At 71.5% G+C, this 8,026-nt stretch carries 7 protein-coding genes; 6 read left to right on the top strand and 1 reads right to left on the bottom strand.

Annotated features, from left to right (window positions below):
* Positions 1-146: 146 nt before the first annotated feature.
* The 5 genes from FNX44_RS20265 to FNX44_RS20245 all read left to right on the top strand — a co-directional run bounded on the left by FNX44_RS20265 (position 147) and on the right by FNX44_RS20245 (position 5,352).
* Positions 147-341: a Trm112 family protein gene (locus FNX44_RS20265; protein ID WP_143649916.1), complete on the top strand. Its 195-nt coding sequence runs from the start codon at positions 147-149 to the stop codon at positions 339-341.
* A 17-nt stretch (positions 342-358) separates the two neighbouring features.
* Positions 359-1,495: an SIS domain-containing protein gene (locus tag FNX44_RS20260; protein ID WP_143649914.1), complete on the top strand. Its 1,137-nt coding sequence runs from the start codon at positions 359-361 to the stop codon at positions 1,493-1,495.
* Positions 1,496-1,587: 92 nt separating this feature from the next.
* A complete protein-coding gene (manA, locus tag FNX44_RS20255) occupies positions 1,588-2,790 on the top strand; it encodes a mannose-6-phosphate isomerase, class I (RefSeq protein ID WP_143649913.1) in 1,203 nt (400 codons plus the stop codon).
* 363 nt (positions 2,791-3,153) lie between these two features.
* Entirely contained in the window at positions 3,154-4,611 is a 1,458-nt protein-coding gene (ahcY, locus tag FNX44_RS20250) for an adenosylhomocysteinase (RefSeq protein WP_143649911.1), read from the top strand.
* A 126-nt stretch (positions 4,612-4,737) separates the two neighbouring features.
* Positions 4,738-5,352 carry a hypothetical protein gene (locus FNX44_RS20245; protein WP_143649909.1) on the top strand — a complete coding sequence of 205 codons (615 nt, stop codon included), beginning with the start codon at positions 4,738-4,740 and terminating at the stop codon, positions 5,350-5,352.
* A 27-nt stretch (positions 5,353-5,379) separates the two neighbouring features.
* Here the strand turns inward: FNX44_RS20245 and FNX44_RS20240 are convergent, their stop codons facing one another.
* Positions 5,380-6,261, bottom strand: coding sequence for an RDD family protein (locus FNX44_RS20240; RefSeq protein WP_143649907.1), 882 nt, complete (start codon positions 6,259-6,261; stop codon positions 5,380-5,382).
* A 173-nt stretch (positions 6,262-6,434) separates the two neighbouring features.
* Between FNX44_RS20240 and FNX44_RS20235 the strand changes: the two genes are divergently transcribed.
* Positions 6,435-7,442 carry a stage II sporulation protein M gene (locus FNX44_RS20235; RefSeq protein WP_143649906.1) on the top strand — a complete coding sequence of 336 codons (1,008 nt, stop codon included), beginning with the start codon at positions 6,435-6,437 and terminating at the stop codon, positions 7,440-7,442.
* Positions 7,443-8,026: the final 584 nt, after the last annotated feature.

The following is an 8,026-nucleotide window of genomic DNA, read 5'->3' as shown; positions in this document are numbered from 1 at the left end:
GCCGCCCTCCCCGCCGAGCCCGCATCCGGCTCGGCGGGGGCCGCTCGGCGCCCCCGCCGGCGCCCCGACCGGCCCAGACAGGAGGCAGCCGGAAGCTCCCCGGCGGTAGGCTGACCACAGCCGTCAAGCCACCCGGAGGAAAACACATGCCGCTCGAAGCCGGTCTTCTGGAGATCCTCGCCTGCCCGGCCTGCCACGCGGCACTCCGCGAGGAGCCCGCGGACACCGACGGACAGGACGTCGAACTGCGCTGCACCGCCGACTCCGGCTGCGGGCTCGTCTACCCGGTCCGGGACGGCATTCCCGTCCTGCTCGTCGACGAGGCCCGCCGACCCGCCTAGCCAGGAGGAGCAGCGGCATGCTGGACGACTCCCTCCTCGACCACGCCGAAGCACTCGCCGCCGCCGACCGCGGCGGACTGCTGCGAGGCGCGGCCGAGGCCGGCGCACTCACCCGCACCGCCGTACGCCACGCCACCGAGGCGGGCCTGGCGGAGCTGCGGCCCGACGGACGCCCCCGCGCCCTGCTCGTGGCCGGCCCCGGACCGGTCGCCGGCTGCGCCGCCGACCTCCTCGGCGCGTTCAGCAGCGGCTCGGTGCCCGTCAGCCTCATCCGGCCCGCCGGCCGATCCGCCGAACCGTCCGACCTGCGCTGGACACTGCCGGGCTGGGCCGGCCCGCTCGACCTGCTGTTCCTCCTCACCAAGAACGGCGCCGAGCCCGGCCTGACCGCCCTCGCAGACCAGGCCTACCGACGCGGCTGCACCGTCGTCGCCGTCAGCCCCGCCGGCTCCGACGTCGCCGAGGCCGCCTCCCCGCCGCGCGGGCTGAACGTGCCCCTGGCCACTCTGCCCTTCGAACCGGGCGTCCCCGACGAGCGCCCGATCGCCGCGCCCGGCGAGCTGTGGACGCTGCTCACCCCCCTCCTCATGCTCACCGACCGACTCGGCCTCGGGCACGCGCCGCCTGACGCGCTGGAATCCCTGGCCGACCGGCTCGACAAGGTCGCCGAGCGCTGCGGACCCGCCATCCCGACCTACGACAACCCGGCCAAGACGCTCGCCGTCGAACTCGCCGACTCGCTGCCCCTGCTGTGGAGCGAGACACCGATCGCCGACGCCGCCGCCCGGCACTTCGCCACCATGCTCGGCGCGCTGCCCGGCCGCCCCGCGCTGCACAGCCCGCTGCCGGAGGCGCTCACCGTCCACCAGGCGGTACTCACCGGCATGTTCGCCGGCGCCACCGGCGAGGACGACATCTTCCGCGACCGCGTCGAGGAGCCGCAGGCGCTGCGCGCCCGCATCGTGCTGCTGCACGAGCAGCCGCCCACCGGCGTGACCGCGGCACCGGCCGCCCGCTCCCTCGCCCACCGGCACGAGGCGGCGGTCAGCGAACTCGAGGCCTCGGAGGGCAGCCGTCCCCTGGACGCGGCGGCCGAACTCATCGCCACCGCCGATTTCACCGCGGTTTACCTCGCCCTCACCCCCAGTCCCTGACACTGCCGCACGCTTGCCGGGTTGTCCGGAACAGCGGAGGTGCCGCCACCGCGCCCGTCGAACACAGACGACCACGCCCCTGGAGGTACGCAGTGGACCGCCTCGTCAACACCGTCCGCCCCTACTCCTGGGGCTCCACCACCGCCATCCCGGAACTGCTCGGTCAGGCGCCCACCGGCGAACCGCAGGCCGAGATGTGGATGGGCGCCCACCCCGGCGCGCCCTCCCGGATCGACCGCGGCCAGGGACCCACACCGCTCAACGAGATCGTGGCCGCCGACCCCGAAGGCGAGCTCGGCGCGGAGTGCGTCGCCGCCTTCGGGCCCGAACTCCCCTTCCTCTTCAAGGTCCTCGCCGCCGCGGCGCCGCTCTCCCTCCAGGTCCACCCCGATCTCGGACAGGCCCGCGAGGGCTACGCGGACGAGGAGCGACGAGGCATCCCGCGCAACGCCCCGAACCGCAACTACAAGGACGGCAACCACAAGCCGGAGCTGATCTGCGCGCTCGGCCCCTTCGAAGGACTGTGCGGCTTCCGCCCCGCCGACGAGTCCGCCGAACTGATCGCCGCACTCGACGTCGACGAACTCAAGCCGTACGCCGACCTCCTGCACGCGCACCCCGAGGACGCCGCGCTGCGCGAGATGCTCACCGCCGTACTCGGCGCCGACCGCGCCGAACTCGCCGACGGCCTGGCGCACGCGGTCGCCGCCGCCGAACGGCTGGGCGCGGAGGACGGCCCGCACGCCGCGGCCTACGCCGCCTGCGCCGCCGCCGCCCACCACTTCCCCGGCGACCCCGGCTTCCTCGCCGCACTGCTGCTGAACCACGTCCGCCTCAACCCGGGCGAGGCCATGTACCTCGGCGCGGGCGTTCCCCACGCCTATCTGAGCGGACTCGGCGTGGAGCTGATGGCCAACTCCGACAACGTTCTGCGCTGCGGCTTCACGCCGAAGCACGTGGACGTCCCCGAACTGCTGCGCGTCGTACGCTTCGAACCGGGCGACCCCGCCGTGCTGCGGCCCGAGCCGGACGAGCCCGACGTCGAGGAGGTGTACAGCACACCCGTGTCGGAGTTCCGCCTCTCCCGCTACGCGCTCGCACCCGGATCCGTCCCCGCCCGGCCCACCGGCGGCCGCCCGCAGATCCTCCTGTGCACCGCGGGCGGCCTGCGGCTGCGCGAGGCGGGCGGCGAGGAACTGGCCCTCGAACGCGGCCAGTCCGTGTACCTCAACGCCACCGACAACGTGGAGATCTCCGGCGAGGGCACCGTCTTCCGCGCCACGGTCAGCCTCTGACCGCACCACCAGCGCCGCAGCTCGCCACCGGCCCGGGGACCGACCTGTCGGAAGCCGCCGATCATGGCCGAAAATCACACCTGGGTCGCGATCATCTGGCTCGCCCACCCGCTCGACGAAACGCCCCGACGGTGTAGATTCGAAAGGCACAGACGTCGCTGCTGATGGCGGTCGGTCAGCCCCGCACCGCGGGAGGGCCGAGGGAGAGAGGGCCTCCGACGGACTGCGCTGCGGCCAGAGGACACGTGTGTCCGTATGGTGTCGGGCAGGTATGCGCTGTCGTACCCGGCCCGCGCATCTGTCCGCTGCCGCAGACCAGCCAGCCTTCACACACCTCGACCCGAACCGAGGAGCAGCTCGCACATGACGACCTCCGCCAGCAACCGGGACTTCAAGGTCGCCGACCTCTCCCTGGCCGACTTCGGCCGCAAGGAGATCAGCCTCGCCGAGCACGAGATGCCCGGCCTCATGGCGATCCGCAAGGAGTACGCCGCCTCCCAGCCGCTCGCCGGCGCCCGTATCACCGGCTCGCTGCACATGACCGTCCAGACGGCGGTGCTCATCGAGACCCTCGTCGCGCTCGGCGCGCAGGTCCGCTGGGCCTCGTGCAACATCTTCTCCACCCAGGACCACGCGGCCGCCGCCATCGCCGTGGGCCCCGACGGGACCCCGGACGACCCCAAGGGCGTGCCGGTCTTCGCCTGGAAGGGCGAGACGCTCGAAGAGTACTGGTGGTGCACCGAGCAGGCCCTCACCTGGCCGGACACCGCCACCGGCGGCCCGAACATGATCCTCGACGACGGTGGTGACGCCACCCTCCTCGTCCACAAGGGCGTCGAGTACGAGAAGGCGGGCGAAGCCCCCTCGGTCGACACCGCCGAGAACGAGGAGCACCGCTGCATCCTCGAGCTCCTCAACCGCACCCTCGCCGAGAACCCGCAGAAGTGGACCCAGCTCGCCTCGGAGATCCGCGGCGTGACCGAGGAGACCACCACCGGCGTCCACCGCCTGTACGAGATGCAGCAGTCCGGCTCGCTGCTCTTCCCGGCGATCAACGTGAACGACGCCGTCACCAAGTCGAAGTTCGACAACAAGTACGGCTGCCGCCACTCCCTCGTCGACGGCATCAACCGCGCCACCGACGTCCTCATCGGCGGCAAGACGGCCGTCGTCTGCGGCTACGGCGACGTCGGCAAGGGCTCCGCCGAGTCCCTCCGCGCCCAGGGCGCCCGCGTGATCATCACCGAGATCGACCCGATCTGCGCCCTGCAGGCCGCCATGGACGGCTACCAGGTCGCGACCCTGGACGACGTCGTCGAGACCGCCGACATCTTCATCACCACGACCGGTAACAAGGACATCATCATGGCCTCCGACATGGCCAGGATGAAGCACCAGGCCATCGTGGGGAACATCGGCCACTTCGACAACGAGATCGACATGGCCGGCCTCGCCGCCGTCCCCGGCATCGTCAAGGACGAGGTCAAGCCGCAGGTCCACACCTGGACCTTCCCCGACGGCAAGAAGATCATCGTCCTCTCCGAGGGCCGCCTGCTCAACCTCGGCAACGCGACCGGCCACCCGTCCTTCGTGATGTCCAACTCCTTCGCGAACCAGACGATCGCCCAGATCGAGCTGTTCACCAAGCAGCAGGACTACCCGATCGGCGTCTACGTCCTGCCGAAGAAGCTGGACGAGAAGGTCGCCCGACTCCACCTGGACGCGCTGGGCGTGAAGCTGACCCAGCTGCGTCCGGAGCAGGCCGACTACATCGGCGTCCAGGTCGACGGCCCGTACAAGCCGGACCACTACCGCTACTGAGTCACCCACCGCCGGCGCACCACACCGGCGACCCGGCGGTCCGGCGCCTCCCGGCGAAGGACCGCCGACCCAGCGGCCCCCGCTCCGCGCACGCGGGCGGGGGCCCGCCCGTACCGAGGAACCACCATGCCCCGCGGCCGCTACTCGCACTTCGATCCGCACGATCACACCTTCCTGGGAGAAGAACACTTCCAGTGCGCCGTCGGCCCCTCCGGCTGGCGCTACCACTCGCGACTGACCGGCCCGGACGGCGCCCCCACGGGCTCGGTGGACCTCACCCTCGACCACCTCGGCCGCCCGCTGCGCCTCGAACTCCACGCGGGCGACTGGCAGGTACGCGGCGCCGCACTCAACGGCGTCACCTGGGTACGCAGCGACCCGGCCGGCCTCCACGCCCGCGAGAACACCGCCCCCGCTCAGGCGTTCACCGGAGCCTCGCCGGCCTTCCTCATCGCCACGGCCCGCATGCTGCGCCCGGCGGCAGGAGCGCCCGCCACCCGCGTCAGACTGGTCGCGCTGACGCCCCCCGTACTCGCGGCCCGCACTCTCGACCAGTCCTGGGCCCTGCTCGACACTGAAGCACACGCCACTGACAACGGCCGACTCGTCGTGGAGAAATACCAGGTCAACGACTTGGAGACCGGGGACCAGCAGCTCGTGCACCTCGCCGGCGACGTTGTACTCGCGGCACCCGGCATCGAGCTGGAAGACCTCGAGACGCCGCCCTCCACCTTCCCCTGAGCACGACCAGCCCGTTCACCCCGTACGTCAGCCCGGCGGCACGAAGCCGGTGCCCGCACGCCCCCCGGAGCGCTCCGCGCCCCGACCGGCGTCAACGCCCGTCACCTGTCCGGTCGAACCCGGAGCCGACGGCGGTGCCTCGACCGGCCCGGCGGGCACCGGCGTGCCGAAGGCCCGCTCGCTCTCCCGCCGCTGCCGCTCGGCGAGCACCCCGGACAGATAGGCACCCGGCGGCAGGTCGGGCGGCGGTGCCGTACCGAGCCGGCTCGACAGATCGTCGGCGAGCCGCCGCTCCATCCCGGCCGCCACCTGCGGGTCCAGCTCCCGCGCGCGCATCAGGAACTGCCGCACCGCGAGCCACAGCCCGTCCGGCACCCCGGACAGATCCAGCGTGGCGAACCGTTCCGCCACCCACGGCGGGGCGACGACGGGTGAACCGCCGGCCCGCGCCACACCCGCCACGCCCGCTCGCTCGCGTACGACCAGCGTCCCCGCGAAGACGTCCCCGAGCCGCCGACCACGGGCGGAGACCAGCGAGGCGAAGAACGCCACCACACCCAGGGTCAGCTGGATCTCGACGAAGCCCACCAGGCCCCGCACGAGGGCGTGCCGGAACCGCACCGGCCCGCCGTCCTCACGCACCACCCGCAGACCGCATGCCAGCTTGCCCAGTGAACGCCCGCCGCTGAGTGTCTCGACCGCCACCGGCCCACCCATCAGCACGAGCACCAGCAGACCCACGCTGATCGCCGCCCGCGCCGCCTCGTCCAGCCCACCCGCGGCCGTGAGCAACACCATCAGGAGCAGCAGGTAGACCGACCACAGGACGAACAGGTCGAGGATCACGGCCATCGCCCTGCTCACCAACCGTGCCGGCTGAAGACCGAGCACCACGGCCTCACCCGTCACCACATCGCTTTCGGGCCCAACCCCGACCACCGGCACGCTCACCTCGTTCCCACGCCACCACCCGGCACGCCGCCCGGCCGGGACACCTCACCAACAGTCTGACCGCCCGCACCCCGCTCCCGCCAAGCGGCGGGATCTTCGAAGCCTCTGCCCGCGTCTGCGAAGCTCTGCGCATGGACCTGGACGTCTTCATCGCCGCACACGCGGCGGAGTGGGACCGCTTGGAACAGCTGCTGAGCCGCCGCAGGCGCCTCGCGGGACAAGAGGTCGACGAACTTGTCAGCCTCTACCAGCGCGCGGCCACCCATCTCTCCCGCGTCCAGTCCGCGGCCCCCGACCCCGCCCTCGTGGCACGCCTGACCACTCTGGTCGCCAGGGCCCGCAGCGCGGTCACCGGGCCCAGACGAGCCGGCTGGCAGGACCTGGGCGCCTTCTTCCTCGTCGGCTTCCCCGCCGCGGTCTACCGGACCCGGCACTGGTGGGTGCCCACGGCGCTGGTCTGCACGGCCCTCGCAGGGCTGATCGGCTGGTGGGTGGCCGCGCACCCCGACGTGCAGTCCGCCATCGGCGCTCCGGCGGAGATCCGGGAGATGACGCGCCCGGGCGGCCAGTACGAGGCCTACTACTCGAGCAGTCCGGCCGCCTCCTTCGCGGCCCAGGTGTGGACGAACAACGCGCAGGTCGCCGCGATCAGCCTGGTGTTCGGGGTGTTCCTCGGCATCCCGGTCCTGTGGGTGCTCCTCCTCAACACCGCGAACCTCGGGGTGGCCCTCGGGCTCATGGCGTCGGCCGGCCGGCTGGACGTCTTCCTCGGGCTGGTCCTGCCCCACGGCCTGCTGGAGCTCACCGCGGTCTTCGTCGCGGCGGGCACCGGGCTACGGCTTGGCTGGACGGTCGTCGATCCGGGTCCGCGCACTCGACGCGCCGCGCTCGCCGAGGAGGGGCGGACGGCGATCGGCATGGCGCTCGGCCTCGCGGTCGTACTGCTCGTCTCCGGTGTGATCGAAGGCTTTGTCACTCCGTCCGGACTGCCCACCTGGGGCCGGGTGGGCATCGGGCTGCTGGCCGAGGCGTTGTTTCTGACGTACGTCCTGGTGCTCGGCCGGCGAGCGGTGCGCGAGGGGGCGACGGGCGACGTCGCGGCCGGAGACCGCACGGCCGCGGTGCCCACCGCCGGGTGAGCCCGGCGGATGTGCGGTCGGCGGCCGTCAGCTGCTACTGTCCTCTCTCGAACGCGGGAAACCTGTTGACACGGGTCCCCGCGGGAGGTAGATTCGAACAGTTGCCTGGAGGTCGGAGACCCCGGGTCAGCAGTAAAGAATCAACCGCCCCGATCGGATCGAGCGTCTGATCGTGGGCAATTCTCGACTCTTTCGAGCGAATGGCCGCTGATTCGATCGGTGGAAGAGCTTCTGATAAAGTCGGGACGCGCCGAAAGGCCGACGGGAATCCAACGCCCGCAGAGTGAATTCAGTCCGGTGAAACGGGTCGGAAAAACTCTGGTAAGGTTGGAAACACCGAAGGGAAGCGCCCGGAGGAAGCCCGGAAGGGAATCCGAAGGAAGCGTCCGTTCCTTGAGAACTCAACAGTGTGCCAAAAGTCAACGCCAGATATGTTGATACCCCGTCCTTCCACTTCTTGTGGATGGTCGAGGTTCCTTTGAAACACAACACAGCGAGGACGCTGTGAACGAGTGGGCTTATTCCGCCTGCTTGTTCCGCTCTTCTGTGGTTGTGACCCCGATTACGGGGAAGCATTCATGGAG

This window comes from Streptomyces alkaliterrae (assembly GCF_007097205.2).
Taxonomy (GTDB): domain Bacteria; phylum Actinomycetota; class Actinomycetes; order Streptomycetales; family Streptomycetaceae; genus Streptomyces; species Streptomyces alkaliterrae.
This window is presented reverse-complemented; position numbering and strand designations above follow the sequence as displayed.

Excerpts from the sequence above, each read along its gene's own strand:
- FNX44_RS20265 (WP_143649916.1), top strand. The coding sequence starts at position 147 with ATGCCGCTCGAAGCCGGTCTTCTGGAGATCCTCGCCTGCCCGGCCTGC.
- FNX44_RS20260 (WP_143649914.1), top strand. The coding sequence starts at position 359 with ATGCTGGACGACTCCCTCCTCGACCACGCCGAAGCACTCGCCGCCGCC.
- ahcY (WP_143649911.1), top strand. The coding sequence starts at position 3,154 with ATGACGACCTCCGCCAGCAACCGGGACTTCAAGGTCGCCGACCTCTCC.
- FNX44_RS20245 (WP_143649909.1), top strand. The coding sequence starts at position 4,738 with ATGCCCCGCGGCCGCTACTCGCACTTCGATCCGCACGATCACACCTTC.
- FNX44_RS20235 (WP_143649906.1), top strand. The coding sequence starts at position 6,435 with ATGGACCTGGACGTCTTCATCGCCGCACACGCGGCGGAGTGGGACCGC.